The following is a 16,251-nucleotide window of genomic DNA, read 5'->3' as shown; positions in this document are numbered from 1 at the left end:
AAGGCTGCGATCTTTTGATCTTAGAGCTTTTCCGGTGGCAGCTCTGGCAATGCGCGCAAGGCTGCTTCATACCATTCGGTGTTGAACGCGCGGTCTTCATCGAGCATCGCGTCAATCTCATAGGCAAGCACGTGAGCCATGAGGTTGAGGATCTCCTCACGTTCCATGCCGACCAGGGTCAGCTTGTTCAATGTCGCCTTGGCCGCCGGCGGGTTGTCGCTTTCGATCTGGTTTTCGATGGCTTCGATCAGCGTCGCTTCGGTGAATGCTTCTTCGTCGTCATCGTTGACGATATCTGTCGGCTCGCTCATGGCAGGCTCCTCAGGGAAAGGCGCCAGTTTACCCGCATTCAGCGGCGTGATGCTGCTGGCGGGAAACGTCGCGGCGATCTATAAACAGGCACTGCCCACCCCGCACGGCCTGGAGGCTCTGTGATGTTCAAGCTCTACGGATTTGCTGTCAGCAACTACTACAACATGGTCAAACTGGCGCTGCTGGAAAAAGGCCTGCCCTTCGAAGAGGTGACGTTCTACCCGGCGCAAACCCCGGAGTCACTGGCGATCAGCCCGCGCGGCAAGGTCCCGGTGCTGGGTGTCGACGCCGGTTATATCAACGAAACCGCGATCATTCTCGAATACCTCGAACAATCACAAAAGGGCACGCCGCTCCTGCCCAGCGATCCGTTCGAGCGCGCGCAGGTATTGGCGATTGCCAAGGAGATCGAGTTGTACATCGAGTTGCCGGGGCGTGCCTGCTATGGCGAGGCGTTTTTCGGTATGACATTGCCGGAGCCGATCAAAGAGAAAACCCGGACCGAGCTGCTGCTGGGCTTCGCCGCGCTGGGCCGTCATGGCCAGTTCGCCCCGTATGTGGCGGGTGACAGCCTGAGCATTGCCGATTTGTATTTCCTCTACAGCGTGCCGCTGGCCTGTGCGGTCGGGCAGAAGCTGTTCGGGATTGATCTGCTGGCCGAGATGCCGCAGGCGAAAGCGCTGCTGGAGCGGTTAGAGCAGAATCCGCATGTGCAGAAGATTGCGGCGGATAAAGACGCGGCCATGCCGGCGTTTTTGGCGATGATTGCTGCCAAGAAGTGAATTTTGTAGCGCTCAGAAGTCAGTCATCGCTGGCAAGCCAGCTCCCACAGGGCTATGGGTCGAACGCAAAATTGTGTTCCACGAAGAACCCTGTGGGAGCGGGCTTGCCCGCGATGCTTCTAGCGGCTGGCGATTAGGGCCTGACCGCGCGCCACCGCAGCCTTGACCTGCGCCGGCGCAGTCCCGCCGATATGATCGCGGGCATTCACCGAGCCTTCGAGGGTCAGCACGGCAAACACGTCCTGCTCGATCTGATCGCTGAACTGACGCAGTTCTTCGAGGCTCATCTCGGCCAGATCCTTGCCGGTGTCGACGCCGTATTTCACCGCGTGGCCAACGATTTCATGGCAATCACGGAACGGCAGGCCACGGCGCACCAGATAATCCGCCAGGTCAGTCGCAGTGGAGAAACCGCGCAGTGCCGCTTCACGCATGATCGCGTGTTTCGGCTTGATCGCCGGGATCATGTCGGCAAACGCGCGCAGCGAATCGCGCAGGGTGTCGGCGGCGTCGAACAGCGGCTCCTTGTCTTCCTGATTGTCCTTGTTGTAGGCCAGCGGCTGGCCCTTCATCAGGGTCAGCAGGCCCATCAGCGCGCCGAAGACGCGGCCGGTCTTGCCGCGTACCAGTTCGGGCACGTCAGGGTTTTTCTTCTGCGGCATGATCGAGCTGCCAGTGCAGAAACGATCCGGCAGATCGATGAACTGGAACTGCGCGCTGGTCCACAGCACCAGCTCTTCGGAGAAGCGCGACAGGTGCATCATCGCGATGCTCGCGGCCGAGCAGAATTCGATGGCGAAGTCGCGATCGGAAACGTTGTCCAGCGAGTTGCCGCCGACGGCGTCGAAGCCGAGCAGTTGCGCGGTGTATTCGCGGTCGATCGGGTAGGTGGTGCCGGCCAGCGCGGCGCTGCCCAATGGCATGCGGTTGGTGCGCTTGCGGCAGTCGACCAGACGCTCGTAGTCGCGGCTGAGCATTTCGAACCAGGCCAGCATGTGATGCCCGAAAGTTACCGGCTGCGCGGTCTGCAAGTGGGTGAAGCCCGGCATGATGCTTGCGGCCTCACGCTCGGCTTGCTCCAGCAGGCCTTTTTGCAGGCGGGTGATCTCGGCGAGGATCAGGTCGATTTCATCGCGCAGCCACAGACGGATGTCGGTGGCGACCTGGTCGTTGCGGCTGCGCCCAGTGTGGAGCTTTTTACCGGTGACGCCGATGCGGTCGGTCAGGCGTGCTTCGATGTTCATGTGCACGTCTTCGAGGTCGACGCGCCAGTCGAACTGGCCGGCCTCGATTTCGCCCTGAATGGTCTTCAGGCCATCGATGATGCTGTCGCGCTCGGCATCGGTCAGCACGCCGACCTTGGCCAGCATGGTGGCGTGGGCAATTGAGCCCATGATGTCGTGGCGATACAGGCGCTGGTCGAAAGTGACGGAGGCGGTGAAGCGGGCGACGAAGGCGTCGACGGGTTCACTGAAGCGGCCGCCCCAGGACTGATTGGTCTTGTCAGTGCTCATGAATTCGCTCGTATCGGCTTGAAGAAATGGCGTGAAACGCTGGCGCGGATAATAACAGGGTTGCCAATCCTGTCGCTGACACCGGTCGATACGTTTTTTCGCGGATGTGTCAGGCATGTCCGGCGCGGTCTGCAAGGAATTTACAAAAGGATATTTTTTGATTGAGCAATATCGTTCCGACGAACGTCTACAGTGGACATAAGGGTCGGTGCGAATGCGGATCATGCAAAGGTCCGGCCACTGGCTATAAGAAGAGGGGGCGGGTGAGTTGTACAACGGTCACCCACCGCGAGAAACGCAGGAAACACTGGGCTCTGAGCCGTTCGACCCGGACGCTGGCAAATATTGCTGGCCGACGTACGGCACTTTTTGGCGCTCGGGCTAGTCTTAGCGTGGATCGCGGTGACGGAGGTCACTACACCTGTCTACGCTATCCTTGTGCGAGACTCACGCAGGAATCCAGCGCAATATGAATGTCCTGATCGTTGATGACGAACCCCTGGCTCGCGAGCGCCTAAGCCGTATGGTGAGCGAGCTCGAGGGTTACACAGTCCTGGAGCCCAGTGCCACGAATGGCGAGGAGGCGTTAGCGCTGATCGACAGCCACAAGCCGGATATCGTGCTGCTCGATATCCGCATGCCGGGCCTCGATGGCCTGCAGGTTGCTGCCCGACTGTGCGAACGAGAGACGCCGCCGGCCGTGGTGTTTTGCACCAGTCCCGATGAATTTGCCGTGGAAGCCCTGCAGGCCAGCGCCGTGGGCTATGTGGTGAAACCTGTGCGAACCGAACACTTGAATGAAGCCCTGAAGCGGGCTGAACGTCCCAACCGGGCGCAACTCTCGGCCCTGACCCGTCCCGCTGCCGAAAGTGGCAACGGCCCACGCAGCCACATCAGCGCACGGACCCGTAAAGGCATCGAGCTGATTCCGCTGGATCAGGTGGTCTACTTCATCGCCGACCACAAATACGTGACCCTGCGTCACGAAGCCGGCGAGGTGCTGCTCGACGAACCCCTCAAAGCCCTTGAAGACGAATTCGGCGAACGCTTTGTGCGTATCCACCGCAACGCGCTGGTCGCTCGCGACCGCATCGAGCGCTTGCAACGCACCCCACTGGGACATTTCCAGTTGTTCCTCAAAGGCCTCAATGGCGATGCGCTGATTGTCAGCCGTCGGCATGTTGCCGGTGTGCGCAAGATGATGCAGGGGCTGTGACCCGGTCTTCGCCGGGCCTTTCGAGTTCTTTTACCCGGCATGGCAGGCCAGGGAGGCCGCGCCGGTTCTGATTCAGGTCAAAGTGAAATTGACTGAGCTGTTATTATCCGCCGTATCTATTCAGTACGGATTGTTCCATGTCCCCTCGCGAAATCCGCATCGCCACCCGTAAAAGTGCGCTGGCCCTCTGGCAGGCCGAATACGTCAAAGCCCGTCTCGAGGCGGCCCACCCGGGCCTGCTGGTGACGCTGGTGCCCATGGTCAGTCGCGGTGACAAGCTGCTCGACTCGCCACTGTCGAAGATCGGCGGCAAGGGCCTGTTCGTCAAGGAACTGGAAACCGCGCTGCTGGAAAACGAAGCTGATATCGCCGTGCATTCGATGAAAGACGTGCCGATGGACTTCCCGCAAGGCTTGGGTCTGTTTTGCATCTGCGAGCGTGAAGACCCGCGCGATGCTTTCGTCTCCAACACCTACGCCAGTCTTGAAGCGCTGCCTGCCGGTGCCATCGTCGGCACCTCGAGCCTGCGTCGGCAAACGCAATTGCTGGCGCGTCGCCCGGATCTGCAGATCCGTTTCCTGCGTGGCAACGTCAACACCCGTCTGGCCAAGCTCGACGCCGGCGAGTACGACGCGATCATCCTCGCTGCGGCGGGCTTGATCCGCCTGGGTTTCGAAGATCGCATCACTTCGGCGATCAGTGTCGATGACAGCCTGCCGGCCGGTGGCCAAGGCGCGGTCGGCATCGAATGCCGCAGCGCCGACCACGAAATCCACGCCTTGCTCGCACCTTTGCATCACGCCGATACCGCTTCGCGGGTGAACGCCGAACGCGCCCTCAACAAACATTTGAACGGCGGCTGCCAAGTGCCGATCGCCTGCTACGCCGTGCTTGAAGGCGAGCAGTTGTGGTTGCGCGGTCTGGTCGGTGAGCCAAGCGGCGGCAGGCTGATCAGTGCCGAAGCCCGCGCGCCGCGCGCAGACGCCGAGACATTGGGCGTGCAAGTCGCTGAAGATCTGCTCAAGCAAGGTGCCGACGACATTCTCAAAGCAGTGTACGGCGAGGCGGGTCACGAGTGACAGCCTGGCGCCTGCTGCTGACGCGCCCGGCAGACGACTGCGCGGCGCTGGCCGAACAGCTGGCCGGGCACGGGATTTTCAGCAGTTGTCTGCCGCTTTTGGACATTGTTCCGCTGCCGGTCTCTGACACTATTCGCCAAGCGATTTCGCGATTGCCCGCTTGCAGCGCAGTGATCGTGGTCAGCAAACCGGCGGCGCGGATCGCGGTGGACTTGCTCAAGTCTGAAGGCGCGCCGCCATTGAGCATGCCGTGGTTCAGCGTCGGCGCGGCGACCGCAGGCATTCTTCGCGAACACGGTCTCGATGTGAGCTTTCCGGTTGACGGCGATGACAGTGAAGCTTTGCTGCAATTGCCGCGTCTGCGCGAGGCGGTGAGCCAGCCCGGCGCGCAGGTGATGATCCTGCGCGGCGAGGGCGGTCGTGAGCTGCTCGCCGAGCGCCTGCGCGCGCTTGGTGCTAGTGTCGAGTATCTGGAGTTGTATCGCCGTGAACTGCCAGCCTATCCGCTGAACGAGCTGCCACGGCGGATCGAAGCGGAACGCTTGAACGGGCTGGTGGTCAGCAGTGGACAGGGTTTCGAGCACCTGCGGCAGATGGCCGGCGATGCCTGGCCGAAGATCGCGCAGTTGCCGTTGTTTGTTCCAAGCCCGAGGGTCGCCGAGCTGACACGTGCCGCCGGGGCTCAAACAGTTGTGGATTGCCGCGGCGCGAGTGCCGCGGCTTTGCTGACGGCGTTACGGGAATGTCCCGTGCCGTTTTCTAATGCAAAGGATGGATACGTGAGCGAAACAGCCTTGCCAAAAGATGACGTCCAGCCTGCGCTCGATGCCCAGGTTGAAACTCCACCACCGGCCAAAGAGCCGCGCCGAGGCAATGGACTGGCAATTGTCGCCCTGCTGCTCGGCGCCGCCGGTGTCGCCATTGGCGGCTGGGGTGTCTGGCAGGTGCGCCACCTGCAGAACAACACGCAGCAACAGTCGAGTCAGGTGCAGGCGCTGAACGATCAGGCGCAGAGTCTGAAGCTCAACGAACAGCGTCTGACCGAACGCCTGGCGCAGCTGCCCGGTGCTGACGAGCTCGCCGAGCGCCAGCGTCTGGTCACGCAATTGCAGGGCGATCAGCAGCGCCTCAATCAACGTCTGGAAACCGTCCTCGGCGCCAGCCGCAAGGACTGGCGTCTGGCCGAGGCCGAGCACTTGCTGCGTCTGGCCAGCCTGCGCCTTTCAGCGCTGCAGGATATCAGCAGCGCCCAGGCACTGGTGCAGGGCGCCGATGAAATTCTGCGTGAACAGAACGATCCAGGTTCCTTCGCCGCGCGCGAGCAAGTGGCGAAAACCCTGGTCGCCTTGCGCAGCACCGAACAGCCGGATCGCACCGGGCTGTTCCTGCGTCTCGGCGCGCTGCGCGATCAGGTCATCGACCTCACCGAGCTGGCGCCGGAGTACAAGGATCGCGGCGAGTCCCTGCTGGGGCTGACCGCCGATGGCGATGGCGCCGGTCGCTGGGCGCAGTGGTGGGACAAGGTGTCGCGCTATATCCGCATCGATTTCAACGCTGACAAAAACGTCAAACCGCTGCTGGCCGGGCAAAGCCTGAGCCAGGTGCGCCTGGCCCTGAGTCTGGCGCTGGAGCAGGCGCAGTGGGCGGCGCTCAACGGTCAGGCGGCGGTGTACACCCAGGCGCTGGCCGAGGCACGCGATGTGCTCAAGGGCAATTTCAACCCGGACAATCCGCAAAGCAAAGTCATGCTGGAACAGGTCTCCGAGCTGAGCAAGGAACCGGTCACCGTCAAGACGCCGGATCTGACTGGCACCTTGAGTGCGGTGCAGGGGTATCTGGAGCGGCGTAACGTCAATGCCGAGGAATCGGTGAAACCGTTTGCCAAACCGGCCGCCAATGCTGCGCAGGAGGCGACCCCATGAAGCGCCTCTATGTAATCGTGTTTCTGGTCATCGCCGCGACGGCAGCGCTGGGCCTGGCGATTGCCGAGCATTCCGGTTACGTGCTGGTGGCGTACAAGAGCTTCCGCTACGAATCGAGCCTGTGGGCGACCTTGGCGGTGATAGCGGTGCTGTGGCTGCTGTTCTGGGGCATCAAGGTGCTGGTCGAGCTGGTGATGACCTCCACCGGCGTGGTCAATCCGTGGTCGCGACGCAATCGCAGCCGCCGCGTGCAAGTGGCGATCGAGCACGGGCAGCTGGATCTGGCTGAAGGTCGCTGGGCCAGTGCGCAACGGCATCTGACCCGCGCGGCGGAAGCCGAGCGCCAACCATTGCTTTATTACCTCGGCGCCGCACGTGCGGCGAACGAGCAGGGCCAGTACGAAGAAAGTGATCGTTTGCTCGAACGCGCGCTGGAGCGTCAGCCGCAAGCCGAATTGGCAATTGCCCTCAGTCACGCCCAACTGCAAACCGACCGTGGCGACACCGACGGTGCGCTGGTGACCTTGCAGGCGATGCATGAACGGCATCCGCGCAGCGCGCAGACGTTGCGTCAATTGCAACGTCTGCATCAGCAGCGTGGCGAATGGTCGGCGGTGATTCGTTTGCTGCCTGAGTTGCGCAAGGACAAAGTGCTGCCGCCAGCAGAACTGGCCGAGCTCGAACGGCGCGCCTGGGGTGAGAACCTCTCGCTGGCAGCGCATCGTGAAGAAGACGGTACGGTGGGTCTGCAATCGCTCAAGCGGGCGTGGGAACAGCTGACTTCGGCGCAGCGTCAGGAAGCACCTTTGGTACTGGCCTATGCCGAGCAATTGCGCCAGCTGGGCGCTCAGGTCGAGGCCGAAGAGGTCCTGCGAGCAGCGCTCAAGCGCAAATACGACAGCCATCTGGCGCGGCTTTATGGTCTGGTTCGTGGCAGTGATCCTGCGCGTCAGTTGCAGACGGCCGAAGGCTGGCTCAAGGAGCACCCGGCCGATCCGAGCCTGCTGCTGACCCTTGGACGCCTGTGTCTGCAAACCAGCCTTTGGGGCAAGGCCCGTGACTATCTGGAAAGCAGTCTGCGCGTGCAGCGCAATCCGGAGACCTGTGCGGAGTTGGCCCGTCTGCTTGCACAGCTTGGCGATACCGAGCGCAGCAATCAGTTGTTCCAGGAAGGTCTGGGGCTGCTTGATGAACGCCTGCTGGCGGCGCCTCTGCCAGTCCCGGCGAAGGTATGAATGGCGAGGGAGGTTGCTCCCTCGTGAACTTCGATGACCGAAAATTCCCCTTCTTTGCGCTCTACAGACAAAGTCCTACAAAGCGCTTCACCGTTTCCTATCGAGCCTGTCGGGTTTTCCCTACACCTGTGGTGAACTGTCGCCAGGCCCTTGCCTTGAAAGGCTGACACGCTTTCCTCTACCGTAACCGTCTGTCTCTACTGTTACGGAAAAGCCATGTCGTTGGCCTGCTCACGCTCCTTGTTCTTCATGGCTTTCATTGCGGGGGCCTTTGCTCTGGGAGCTTCCTATTACCTCGAATACGCGGTCGGACTGACGCCTTGCAGTCTGTGCCTGGTGCAGCGGTTGTTCCTCACATTGCTGTGCATCGGCTGCGGCGTGGCGGCGGTGCATGGCCCCCGGCGCGTTGGCTTATGGTGGTACTGGCTGTTTGCGCTCGGCGCCAGTCTGGGGGGAACCACCGCTGCGTGGCGGCAGGTGTTGATTCAGAGTGACTCCATGCTGCAACTGGTCAAATGCTCGCCCACCGTGGAGTCACTGTTCAGCGAACTGCCGTGGATCTGCGCCTTGCAACGGATGTTCAACGGCGGCGCTGATTGTGCGGATATTTCCTGGACACTGTTCGATTTGAGCATCCCCGAATGGAGCCTGCTGTTTTTTGTCGGTGTGTCGATCCTTGCGGTTTATCAGTTGTTGCGTCTGATCTGGAGCGCTCTGCAACGACCGGTCAGCGACGAAGCGTCGCACCACCTGCTGGTCAGGGATTAAACACTTGTATGAACTTTATCTCCTGCGTACCTTGAAGCCATAGGCGTGCGGGCATAATCTGGCCGGCACGTGTCATTGGATTTATGTTGCTCGATGACGCTCTGCCCGATCGTCCACCAGTCAAATCAGAACAGGGGCGCGGGTGTAGAGCAGCATGACCCACAAGGGAAGAGAGATCGCCATGCTCGAAAGTTGTCAGAATGCTCAGGAACGTTGGGGTGGGGTTCATCTGCTGATCGACCGCTGGTTGCAGGAGCGTGAAGAGCTGATCGGCGCCTACGACAAGCTCGGTGCGCAGCCTGAGTCGCTGTCCGAGAGCCGCAAGCCTTTGCAGGAGTTCTGCGGAGTGCTGGTCGATTACGTATCGGCGGGGCACTTCGAAATCTATGAACAGCTGACTGGCGAAGCCAAGGCGTTCAACGACAAGCGCGGTCTGGAACTCGCCGAGACCATCTACCCGCGCATCGACGTCATTACCGAGAAGCTGCTGGCCTTCAATGATCTGTGCGATGAAGGCAAATGCGTTGCGGAGAAATTCAAGGAATTGGGCGGCTTGCTGCACGAGCGCTTTGAACTTGAAGACTGCCTGATAGAAGTGCTGCACACGGCACACAAGGAAGAAGATCCGGTTCAGGCCTGATCCACGTCCTTCATGAAAAAACGGTGCGCCCGCAAGCGCACCGTTTTTTTATGCCTGATCAGCTCGTCGCGCCACGCAACTCCACTTCAAAAACCAGAGGCGTGAACGGCGCAATCAGGTCGCCGGCACCGTCGGCGCCATAGGCTTGATCCGATGGAATCACCAGCCGCCATTTCGCCCCCACCGGCATGTTCTGCAAGGCGGTGCGCCAACCGGCAATCACGCTGTCGAGGTTGAACCATTGCGGCTGGGTGTTCTGATCGAACACGGTGCCGTCCGGCAGCTTGCCGACATACAGCACCTGCACTTTGCCGTCCGGGCCGGCCTTGGCGCCAGTGCCCGGAACCAGTTCAGTCAGAAGGATGCCATCGGCCAGTTCCTTCACCCCCGGTTTGGCTTTTTCTGTGCTGAGAAAGCGTTGCTCGTTTTCCATCGCAGCATCGCTCGACTGCCGTGAAGCCTGCTCGGCATTTTGCGATTCATGGTCGGCCAGAATCTGTTCGATACGCGCTTCACTCAGCGCCAGTGGCTTGCCCTGATACGCCTGTTGCAGACCTTCGATCAGCGCCTGGATCTGCAACTGCGGCACCTCTTGGCGCAGTCGTTCGCCGAGGCTGGCACCGAGGCTGTAAGCCAGATCATGAGCATCGTTCGCCGTGGTTTTTTCATCGGCATACGCCGTCGAAAAAAACACGCAGAGGGACAAAATAAAGTAGCGCGACATGGGCACTCTCCGACCTGAGATGCGGGGGATTATGCCAGTGCAAACGTCTGCATCGGTGAACTGCTTTTTCCTCGGCGCAGAACATTTCGGCTGCGGTGCAACGCAACGGTGCAGATACTGTCAACATGCCCTAGCGGCGGTATCAGCAGAGGTCTAGTATGAGCCGCACTCACGTCAGCCAGGAGGTAAACCATGTCGGCCACCAAGAAGCCTGTAAATACTCCGTTGCACCTACTCCAACAGTTGTCGGGCAGCCTGCTCGAGCATTTGGAAAACGCTTGCTCGCAAGCCTTGGCTGATGCTGAAAAACTGCTCGCCAAGCTGGAAAAACAGCGTGGCAAGGCGCAGGAAAAACTGCACAAATCGCGCACCAAGTTGCAGGACGCCGCCACTGCCGGCAAAGCCAAGGCTCAGAACAAAGCCAAGTCTTCCGTGAAAGAACTCGAAGACCTGCTGGACGCTTTGAAAGATCGTCAGTCCGAGACCCGCAGCTACATTCTGCAGCTCAAGCGCGATGCCCAGGAAAGCCTGAAACTGGCCCAGGGTGTTGGCCGCGTTCAGGAAGCAGTGGGCAAAGTTCTGTCGTCGCGCTCGGCCAAACCGGCAGCAGCACCAGCGAAGAAAGTCGCTGCCAAACCTGCTGCAAGCAAAGCCCCGGCGAAGACCGCTGCGGCGAAACCTGCTGTTGCGAAAACCGCCGCCAAACCAGCGGCCAAGGCGCCAGTGAAAGCGGCTGCCAAACCAGCGGCGAAAACTGCAGCGAAGAAGCCGGCGGCGAGCGCCGCAAAACCGGCGGCTAAAACCACCGCAGCCAAACCTGCTGCAGCCAGGCCAGCAGTGAAAGCAACCCCTGCCAAAGCCGCTGCGAAACCGGCCGCGAGCAAAGCTGCACCGGCGAAAACCGCAGCTGCCAAACCTGCTGCCAAAGCAGCAGCGAAACCAGCAGCGAAACCAGCAGCAAAACCTGCTGCCAAGACTGCGGCCAAGCCGGCTACCGCCAAACCTGCTGCGAAAGTGGCGGTAAAACCGGCTGCCAAACCAGCCGCAACATCGGCAGCAAAACCTGCGGCAAAAACCGCTGTGAAACCGGCCGCCAAGCCTGCTGCCAAGCCTGCGACCGCTGCTGCAAAACCGGCCGCCAAGCCAGCCGCAAAACCAGCGGTGAAAAAGCCTGCAGCTGCCAAGCCAGCCGCGACCAAACCGGCCACCGCTCCAGCGGCCAAGCCTGCCACTGCCGCTACCCCGGCTGCTCCAGCTGCGTCGGCACCGTCGTCCGCCGCCCACTCGACCCCTTCGACTGCGCCAGCACCAGCCGCTTCGTCGAACGTCAGCAGCACCCCGACCAGCGCTTCCTAAGTGCCGGTTGCCGCGACGCGCAGCACTTGCAGCGCGTCGCGGTTCAGGCTGGCGGCATTGCCGGCCAGGTCTTCAAGCCAGGTCACCGAACCTGCATCGTTGCGCGTCCACTCCTGCGCCACACCTTCAAGGCGTGAAAGCAAGGTGCGCTCAGCTTCAAGCTCCAGTGATTTGATCTGCCCGCGCATGCCGGCCACCACCGCATCGTCGACGGCCCGCGCTTTCCATTGCAGGCGCAGGGTTCGCAGCGGCTGCACCACTTCGATATCCCATGGCGCGGTCAAGGCCTTGAGCAAGCGTACGCGCGGCTGATCGCAGGCCACCGCGCGCTGCTCCAGCCACAAACCGCACAGCAGCAGGCAGACATTGGCGCCCGCCGTTTGCAATTGCAGGCAGGCATCTTCCACACCCGGGCGGGCGTAGACATCAAGGGCAAAGCTCCACAGGTCAGAGGACATCGTGCTACTCGCGCCAGTTGTGAGCGAAGCTGGTAGACTCCGCCGCCATTATGATCCGACTTCAGAACCTGACTTTACAGCGTGGCCCGCAACGTCTGCTAGAAGACGCCGAGCTGACCCTGCACGCCGGCCACAAAGCCGGCCTCATCGGCGCCAACGGTGCCGGCAAATCCAGCCTGTTCGCCCTGCTGCGCGGCGAGTTGCACCCGGATTCGGGCGACTGCCTGCTGCCGGCCGACTGGCGCATTGCGCACATGCGTCAGGAGGTCGACACCCTCGAGCGCCTGGCGGTCGATTATGTGCTCGATGGCGACCTGCGTCTGCGCGAGGTGCAACGCGAGCTTGCCGCTGCCGAGGAGGCCCATGACGGCACCGCACTGGCGCGTCTGCATGCCGAACTCGACAGCGCCGACGGTTACACCGCCGATGCGCGGGCGCGCAAGCTGCTCGCCGGTCTTGGGTTCACCAATGAGCAGATGGATCGTCAGGTAGGCGATTTCTCCGGTGGCTGGCGGATGCGTCTGAATCTGGCGCAGGCACTGATGTGCCCGTCGGATCTGCTGCTGCTCGACGAACCGACCAACCACTTGGATCTCGACGCGATCATCTGGCTCGAAGAGTGGCTGAAGAGTTATCCGGGCACCTTGCTGCTGATTTCCCACGACCGGGATTTCCTCGACGAAGTGGTCGATCACGTCGCCCATGTCGATCAGCGCAAACTGACCCTCTACCGCGGCGGCTACACCGCCTTCGAACGCGCCCGCGCCGAGCGTCTGGCCCAGCAGCAACAGGCCTACGAGAAGCAGCAGGCGCAGCGTGCGCACATGGAAAGCTACATCGCCCGCTTCAAGGCGCAAGCGACCAAGGCCCGTCAGGCGCAGAGCCGGATCAAGGCGCTGGAGCGCATGGAAGAATTGTCGGCGGCCCACGTCGATTCGCCGTTCGACTTTGTTTTCCGCGAGTCGACCAAGATCTCCAGTCCGCTGATCGACCTGTCCGATGCACGCTTGGGCTACGGCGACAAGACCATCCTCGAGAAGGTCAAGCTGCAACTGACCCCGGGTGCGCGGATCGGTCTGCTTGGGCCGAACGGTGCGGGTAAATCGACGCTGATCAAGAACCTCGCCGGCGAGCTCGAACCGCTGGCCGGGCGCCTGACCCGTGGCGAAAACACCGTGGTCGGCTACTTCGCTCAGCATCAGCTCGACTCGCTGGATTCCAAGGCCAGCCCGTTGCTGCATTTGCAGCGTCTGGCGCCGGGTGAGCGCGAGCAGACCCTGCGTGACTTCCTCGGCGGCTTCGACTTCCGGGGCGCACGCATCGATGAGCCGGTGCTGAATTTCTCCGGTGGCGAGAAGGCCCGTCTGGCTCTCGCGCTGATCGCCTGGGAGCGGCCGAACCTGTTGCTGCTCGACGAACCGACCAACCACCTCGACCTGGAAATGCGTCTGGCGCTGACCATGGCCCTGCAGGAATTCAGCGGTGCGGTGCTGGTGGTTTCTCACGATCGGCACTTGCTCAAGAGCACCACCGACAACTTCTATCTGGTTGCCGACGGCAAGGTCGAAGAGTTCGATGGCGATCTCGAAGACTACGCACGCTGGCTGGTGGAATACCGTCAGCGCAATGCGCCGGTCAGCAACACGCCGGTCAACCCGGACAAGACCGACAAGAAAGCGCAACGCCAAGCAGCGGCAGCGTTGCGTCAGCAACTGGCGCCGCACAAGCGCGAGGCCGACAAGCTCGAAGCCGAACTGGGCAAGCTTCACGAGAAACTGGCCAAGGTCGATGCCAGCCTGGGTGACAGCGATATCTACGAGCCGGCACGCAAAAATGAATTGCGTGATCTGCTCGCCGAACAGGCCAAATTGAAGGTGCGTGAAGCCGAGCTGGAAGAAGCCTGGATGGAAGCGCTGGAAACCCTGGAAAGCATGCAGGCGGAGCTGGAGGCGTTGTCCTGATGGAAGCCTTCAAGCTGCCCTTTGCGGCGGTGTGGGTCGAGCCGATCTGGTTCACCGCGCAGATTCTGCTGATTCTGCTGGCCGGTTACCTGACCCAGCGTTTCGTTGCCAAAGGCCTCACTCGGCTCGGTGAGCGCTATCCGTTCCCACCGCAGTTGCTGATGCCGCTACGTGGCGTGTTGCGCTGGCTGATCATGGGCAGCGCGCTGATCTTCGTGCTCGAGCGCCTCGGCGTTTCGGCCACGGTGCTGTGGACGGCGCTGTCGGGATTTGTCGCGGTGGCGGCGGTGGCGTTCTTCGCCATGTGGAGTGTGCTGTCGAATTTGCTCTGCGCCATTCTGATCTTCACCGTCGGGCCGTTCCGCCTCGGCGACGTAGTCGAGCTGGTGGATACCACCGACAAGCCTGGCGTCAAAGGCCGGGTGATCGCGATCAATCTGCTCTACACCACGCTGGTCGAGGCCGAAGAGTTGGGCACCGGCAGCGCCATGGTGCAGGTGCCGAACAGCCTGTTCTTCCAGCGTTCGGTGCGGCGTTGGCGCGGGACAGATGTGTTTCCGTCGAGTGGCTTTGAGAAGTAGCTTTTCCAGCAAGATCAAAAGATCGCAGCCTTCGGCAGCTCCTACATTTGGAATACGATCCCTGTAGGAGCTGCCGAAGGCTGCGATCTTTTGCTTTTAGCCCCAAACAGCATTAGTTTTGACGACTTGTTACAGCATCAGCCGAGGTGTGCGATGGAGCTTCAAACATGGCTGGCATTTTTTGCCGCCTGCTGGGTGATCAGCCTGTCCCCGGGCGCGGGCGCCATCGCGTCGATGTCCAGCGGTCTGCAATACGGGTTCTGGCGCGGCTACTGGAACGCACTGGGCCTGCAGATCGGTCTGGCGGTGCAGATCGCGATTGTCGGCGCGGGTGTTGGCGCTGTGCTCACCGCTTCGGCCACAGCATTCCATGCGATCAAATGGTTCGGTGTCGCCTATCTGGTTTACCTGGCGATCAAGCAATGGCGGGCGCTGCCCATGGACATGAGCGATGACGCCGCAGTGCGGCCGATCGGCAAGCCGCTGGCTTTGGTGTTTCGCGGCTTTCTGGTGAACATCAGCAACCCCAAGGCGTTGGTGTTCATGCTCGCGGTGTTGCCGCAGTTCATCAATCCCCATGCACCGCTGCTGATTCAGTATGTGGTGATCGGCGTGACCATGGTTTTCGTCGATCTGATTGTCATGGCCGGCTACACCGGACTGGCGTCGAAGGTGCTGCGCCTGTTGCGCACGCCCAAGCAGCAGAAGCGCATGAACCGCACCTTTGCCGGATTGTTCATTGGCGCGGCGGCGTTCATGGCGACGTTGCGCAAAGCGGCGGCGTAAACCGTCCGGGCAGAAAAAAGGCGACCTCATGAGGTCGCCTTTTTCATTTCTACCGAGACATCGGGGCAAGCGAGCTTTTCTTGAATCAATAGCGAGGGCCGCTTCGCGACCCAACGGGGATAAATCCCCTCGCCACAGAGCCCTTCGCCACAAAAGTCCTCAGATCCGGCTCAGCGTAAAATCACCGGCGCCGTATCACGCGGCAGATTATTGCGCTGCGGCGCTTCACGCGGCTGCTCATAACCGTCACCACTACCGAGCTGCATGCTCAGTTGCCCGGCCACGTCTTCGCCCAAAGCCTTGGACACCTCACGCACCACCCGCGGACGGTTCAGCGAGATCTTGATGTCGCGGTGGTTCACCAGTTTGGTGTCCTGCGCTTCACCCATCGCCGTGAAGGCCGAGGTGATCTCGTAGGTCTTGGTGTTGATCAGACTGAAATCCGCCACCAGCGTCAGGCCCAGCACCGCCGAGTAGCTGTCGGTGTGCGCCAGCTCGTTGATGTCCTGGGTGAAATCGATGTCGGACACGGTGCCGAACAGTACGTAGTCGGCGCCTTTGAAGTTGCCGGCCTTGATGCGCTTGATCACGTCATACACGTCGCCTTTGGATGAGGCGGTATACGGCGTGCCCTGGACCAGCTGGAACATGCCGGTACGCAGGATTTCACCCTTGATGTCGCCGGTGAATTTGCGCAACTCGCCCTGTTCGATGTAGCTGGTGGTCGCTTCGATCTCGTTGTAGCTCGAAGAGCCGCTGGCGCTGTAGTAACTCTCACGATGATTACTCTGCGCCGAAACGATGTGGATGTATTGCTCCACGCGCTCCTGATACGCCAGATCCGTCACCGCCACTTTCGGGGCCGCCTGCGCGCTGAACGCGCAAGCCAGGGCCATCATGCCAATCCATGTGCGCAT

The 16,251-nt window shown here is 61.3% G+C and carries 16 protein-coding genes and 2 pseudogenes; 13 read left to right on the top strand and 5 right to left on the bottom strand.

Going from position 1 to position 16,251, the window contains the following annotated elements; all coding sequences use genetic code 11:
* Window positions 1-20 precede the first annotated feature (20 nt).
* Window positions 21-311 carry a hypothetical protein gene (locus tag AB4O45_RS12180; RefSeq protein ID WP_150637099.1) on the bottom strand — a complete coding sequence of 97 codons (291 nt, stop codon included), beginning with the start codon at window positions 309-311 and terminating at the stop codon, window positions 21-23.
* A gap of 123 nt (window positions 312-434) precedes the next feature.
* Between AB4O45_RS12180 and AB4O45_RS12175 the strand changes: the two genes are divergently transcribed.
* Window positions 435-1,094 (top strand): glutathione S-transferase family protein, encoded by a 660-nt coding sequence (locus tag AB4O45_RS12175; RefSeq protein WP_150742927.1) that lies wholly within the window; start codon window positions 435-437, stop codon window positions 1,092-1,094.
* 119 nt (window positions 1,095-1,213) lie between these two features.
* On the opposite strand, the gene argH is transcribed toward AB4O45_RS12175, so the two are convergent.
* Window positions 1,214-2,608 carry an argininosuccinate lyase gene (gene argH, locus AB4O45_RS12170; protein ID WP_039757402.1) on the bottom strand — a complete coding sequence of 465 codons (1,395 nt, stop codon included), beginning with the start codon at window positions 2,606-2,608 and terminating at the stop codon, window positions 1,214-1,216.
* 317 nt (window positions 2,609-2,925) lie between these two features.
* On the opposite strand from argH, the pseudogene AB4O45_RS12165 reads away from it, so the two are divergent.
* The 8 genes and pseudogenes from AB4O45_RS12165 to AB4O45_RS12130 all read left to right on the top strand — a co-directional run.
* A pseudogene (locus tag AB4O45_RS12165) lies at window positions 2,926-3,081 on the top strand (sensor histidine kinase); the annotation flags it as partial.
* Window positions 3,078-3,824 carry a LytR/AlgR family response regulator transcription factor gene (locus AB4O45_RS12160; RefSeq protein ID WP_016772598.1) on the top strand — a complete coding sequence of 249 codons (747 nt, stop codon included), beginning with the start codon at window positions 3,078-3,080 and terminating at the stop codon, window positions 3,822-3,824. The pseudogene AB4O45_RS12165 and the gene AB4O45_RS12160, both read left to right, overlap by 4 nt.
* Window positions 3,825-3,961: 137 nt before the next feature.
* Window positions 3,962-4,903: a hydroxymethylbilane synthase gene (hemC, locus tag AB4O45_RS12155; protein WP_460161438.1), complete on the top strand. Its 942-nt coding sequence runs from the start codon at window positions 3,962-3,964 to the stop codon at window positions 4,901-4,903.
* Window positions 4,900-5,598 (top strand): annotated as a pseudogene (locus AB4O45_RS12150) (uroporphyrinogen-III synthase); the annotation flags it as partial. The gene hemC and the pseudogene AB4O45_RS12150, both read left to right, overlap by 4 nt.
* Window positions 5,599-5,682: 84 nt before the next feature.
* Window positions 5,683-6,825: a uroporphyrinogen-III C-methyltransferase gene (locus AB4O45_RS12145; RefSeq protein ID WP_056791721.1), complete on the top strand. Its 1,143-nt coding sequence runs from the start codon at window positions 5,683-5,685 to the stop codon at window positions 6,823-6,825.
* The gene (locus AB4O45_RS12140; protein ID WP_041476923.1) at window positions 6,822-8,060 is read left to right on the top strand and encodes a heme biosynthesis protein HemY; all 1,239 of its coding nucleotides are present in this window, start codon (window positions 6,822-6,824) and stop codon (window positions 8,058-8,060) included. Before AB4O45_RS12145 ends, AB4O45_RS12140 begins: the two co-directional genes overlap by 4 nt.
* A gap of 216 nt (window positions 8,061-8,276) precedes the next feature.
* Entirely contained in the window at window positions 8,277-8,828 is a 552-nt protein-coding gene (locus tag AB4O45_RS12135; protein ID WP_460161437.1) for a disulfide bond formation protein B, read from the top strand.
* Window positions 8,829-9,009: 181 nt separating this feature from the next.
* The gene (locus AB4O45_RS12130; protein ID WP_016985889.1) at window positions 9,010-9,468 is read left to right on the top strand and encodes an Rsd/AlgQ family anti-sigma factor; all 459 of its coding nucleotides are present in this window, start codon (window positions 9,010-9,012) and stop codon (window positions 9,466-9,468) included.
* A gap of 58 nt (window positions 9,469-9,526) precedes the next feature.
* Here AB4O45_RS12130 and AB4O45_RS12125 read toward each other — a convergent pair whose 3' ends face one another.
* Entirely contained in the window at window positions 9,527-10,192 is a 666-nt protein-coding gene (locus AB4O45_RS12125) for an FKBP-type peptidyl-prolyl cis-trans isomerase (protein WP_041476919.1), read from the bottom strand.
* A gap of 192 nt (window positions 10,193-10,384) precedes the next feature.
* Here AB4O45_RS12125 and AB4O45_RS12120 point away from each other — a divergent pair, with 192 nt between their 5' ends.
* Window positions 10,385-11,548 (top strand): AlgP family protein, encoded by a 1,164-nt coding sequence (locus tag AB4O45_RS12120; protein WP_460161436.1) that lies wholly within the window; start codon window positions 10,385-10,387, stop codon window positions 11,546-11,548.
* Here AB4O45_RS12120 and AB4O45_RS12115 read toward each other — a convergent pair.
* Window positions 11,545-12,006, bottom strand: coding sequence for a TIGR02444 family protein (locus AB4O45_RS12115; RefSeq protein ID WP_460161435.1), 462 nt, complete (start codon window positions 12,004-12,006; stop codon window positions 11,545-11,547). The genes AB4O45_RS12120 and AB4O45_RS12115 overlap by 4 nt on opposite strands.
* 50 nt (window positions 12,007-12,056) lie before the next feature.
* On the opposite strand from AB4O45_RS12115, the gene AB4O45_RS12110 reads away from it, so the two are divergent.
* The 3 genes from AB4O45_RS12110 (at window position 12,057) to rhtB (ending at window position 15,334) form a co-directional block, all read left to right on the top strand.
* Window positions 12,057-13,967, top strand: a complete 1,911-nt coding sequence (locus tag AB4O45_RS12110; protein WP_016772606.1) for an ATP-binding cassette domain-containing protein — start codon at window positions 12,057-12,059, stop codon at window positions 13,965-13,967.
* Entirely contained in the window at window positions 13,967-14,548 is a 582-nt protein-coding gene (locus AB4O45_RS12105; protein ID WP_460161434.1) for a mechanosensitive ion channel domain-containing protein, read from the top strand. Before AB4O45_RS12110 ends, AB4O45_RS12105 begins: the two co-directional genes overlap by 1 nt.
* 153 nt (window positions 14,549-14,701) lie before the next feature.
* Complete coding sequence (rhtB, locus tag AB4O45_RS12100; RefSeq protein WP_024014759.1) at window positions 14,702-15,334, top strand: homoserine/homoserine lactone efflux protein; 633 nt, start codon at window positions 14,702-14,704, stop codon at window positions 15,332-15,334.
* A 170-nt stretch (window positions 15,335-15,504) separates the two neighbouring features.
* On the opposite strand, the gene AB4O45_RS12095 is transcribed toward rhtB, so the two are convergent.
* Window positions 15,505-16,251, bottom strand: a complete 747-nt coding sequence (locus AB4O45_RS12095) for a penicillin-binding protein activator LpoB (protein ID WP_460161433.1) — start codon at window positions 16,249-16,251, stop codon at window positions 15,505-15,507.

Source organism: Pseudomonas sp. S2_B10 (assembly GCF_054668425.1).
The sequence above is the reverse complement of the archived record's forward strand: the minus strand, read 5'-3'. Positions and strand labels throughout refer to the sequence as shown.